We start from the raw sequence: 2,628 nt of genomic DNA, 5'->3' as shown, positions 1-2,628 counted from the left end.
GCGGAAGGCGACGAAGAAGGCGTCGGCCACCGGGCCGGCGCCGAGCACCGCGGCGGTGGCGGCATCGCGCACGAAGCCGAGCACGCGCGAGCCGAGCGTGGCGGCGGAGACGAGCGAAGTGCGTGCGATGAGCGACATGAAGTCGCTATGCCGCGCTGCGCCCGTCCTGTCGATGGCGCGGGTGCATCGCGAAGGCCGAAACGGAAAAAGGCCGGCCCCTTCCGGGACCGGCCCTTCCCCCCGCAACGGGTCGGCGGATCAGAACTTGTAGTTGATGCCGATCTTGCCGGTCTGGGCGCTCACGCCCGCGTCGGCGCCGATATTGTCGTAATATTTCGAGCCGAGATCGGTGTAGAGATACTCGGCCTTGGCGGTCCAATGGTCGGTCAGCGCGTATTCGATGCCGGCGCCGGCCGTCCAGCCCACATGGGTCTGCGACTGGCTCCAGCCCAAAGTGTCGACCGAATTGTTGCCGTAGGCGACGCCGCCGGTGACATAAGGCAGCACCCGCCCGAAGGCATAGCCGACGCGCCCGCGCACGGTGCCCAGCATGTCGAGGCTGCTGGAGAGGCCGCCGGTGGAGCCGGAGATGTCGCCGCCCTGGAGGTCGGCCTCGATGCCGGCGACGATATTGTTCGCGAACTGGTAGTTGAAGCCGATCTGGCCGCCCGCGGACCAGCCGGAGGGATTGATATCGGCGAGCTCGAGCGCGTCCTTGCCGCTGCCCCAGCCATAGCCGGCATTGCCGCCGATATAGAAGCCGGTCCATGAGAAGACCGGCGCGGGCACCACCACCGGTGCCTTCGTGACGGCCGCCGGCGCGCGGCCGAGGTCGGCCGAAAGGACCGGACCCGCCGAAACCGCCGAAAGCACCGCCCCCGCGAGCACGATACGCTTCATGACCCACCTCTTCCTCGATCGGCAGGCAAGCTGGCAGGCCGAACCGGCCATGCGATGGCCGGCCAAGGGCGAAGCCGTGGCGGGGCGATGACGGCGCTCACGAGCGCGTGTGCGGACGCTGCGGAAAACAAAAGGGCTCCCGGCGGTGCCGGGAGCCCTGAAGGTCGAGGACCGTGGGGTCGATCAGAACTTGTAGTTCACGCCGGCCTTGAGGACGCTCATGTCGAAGTTGGTCTTCACCGTGTCGCCGTTCAGGTAGGTGAAGCTGTCGCCGTCGAAGGAGAGGTACTGATACTCGCCCTTGACGGTCCAGTTGTTGGTGATGGCGTATTCGAGACCGCCACCGATGGTCCAGCCCCAGTGGGTGCTGTCCGCGGTCCAGCCGAACGGGCCGGTGTAGGAGGTGTTGGCCCAGGCCGCGCCGCCGGTGATGTACGGCAGGAACCGGTCGAAGGCGTAGCCCATGCGGGCGCGGATGGTGCCGTAGGTGTCGAGGCTCTGGGAGGCGAAGGCGCCGCCCACCGGGCCGCCGATCAGCAGGTTGTTCGAGCCGATGTCGGCGAACTGCAGGTCGGCTTCGAGGCCGAGCACCACGTTGTTCGCGAACTGGTAGTTGAAGCCGGCCTGCAGACCGCCGGTGAAGCCGTCGGCATTGCCGAGGTCGTAGGAGAAGGTCGGGCCGAGGAACGGGGTGTAGTCGAGCGAGCTGTTGCCCCACGCATAGCCCACGTTGCCGCCGATGTAGAAGCCGGTCCACGAGAACATCTGCACCGGGACCACCGCCGCCTTCACCGGATAGCGGTTCGCGAGATCCGCGGCCGAAGCCGAGGCCGCCATCAGCGCGAGAGCGGAAACTCCGAGAAGGGTACGCTTGAACATGACAGTTACCTTCTTGTTGGTGTCGGCCCGCCCCGCAAAGGCGACCCCGACGATGGTGCAATAACTAACCAGATCAGCCCCCCGCGTCTGTAGCCGGAGCGCCACACCCGAAAAAATAAAAACACGGCGCGTCTGTGGCGATTATTTAACGCGGAGTAACCATGCTTGCCCCATTGCGACCACAATACGAAAAAATCTCTGAATATTGTCTTACTGTGGGAACTTTTTCGCGCGCACGAACAATCGCAGCCCTGCAACTTCAGGGGGCACACACAGTAGAGCTGGCGCTTTACTTGCCGCTCGGGAAGCGTTGAAAAGGCTCAGGTGCGCGCGCCGCGCCCCGCGATCGGCCACACCGCTTCCACCCTCTCGCCCCTGACGGCGACGAGCGCGTCGTAAAGCGCCACGGTGGGGTCGCAGTGGGATGGGACCAGGAGCAACGCCGTGCCGAGCGCCGGGGCCCGCGCCGGGTCCGTGGCCTCGATGCGTCCCTGTTCGTCGCTCGCCTTGGTGAACGAAAGGTCACTGCGGCCCGCCACTTCGGGCATGCCGCAATCGAGATTCAGCGCCTTGGCGCCCGCATCCACATAGCTGACCCCGTCCGGCCGGGCGCGCAGCACGGCGGTGCGCACGAACAGGCTCTGGGCGAACGGGCGATAGGGTCCGCCGTCGCGGTCGCGGTTGCGGGCATAGTCCGTGTCCATGAACACGTAGGATCCGGGTTGGATCTCGTTGAGCACGCCGGCCCCCGCATCGTCGCGAAAGCTGCCGGTGCCGCCGCCGGTGAGGAGCGGGCACGCCAAGCCATCCGCCTCAAGGACACGGCGGGCGCGCGCCGCGCGCGCGCGG

Annotated in this window: 3 protein-coding genes; all 3 read right to left on the bottom strand. The window is 66.8% G+C overall.

The features are described from left to right. Window positions 1–258 precede the first annotated feature (258 nt). Window positions 259–900: an outer membrane protein gene (locus AC2W7M_RS23465; RefSeq protein WP_486135341.1), complete on the bottom strand. Its 642-nt coding sequence runs from the start codon at window positions 898–900 to the stop codon at window positions 259–261. 183 nt (window positions 901–1,083) lie between these two features. Further along, entirely contained in the window at window positions 1,084–1,779 is a 696-nt protein-coding gene (locus AC2W7M_RS23460) for an outer membrane protein (RefSeq protein WP_486135339.1), read from the bottom strand. A 320-nt stretch (window positions 1,780–2,099) separates the two neighbouring features. Further along, on the bottom strand, window positions 2,100–2,628 hold a 529-nt coding region (locus tag AC2W7M_RS23455; protein ID WP_486135337.1), incomplete at its 5' end, for a type III PLP-dependent enzyme domain-containing protein.

This window comes from Xanthobacter sp. BG11Y11_SDJG (genome assembly GCF_057364445.1).
This window is presented reverse-complemented; position numbering and strand designations above follow the sequence as displayed.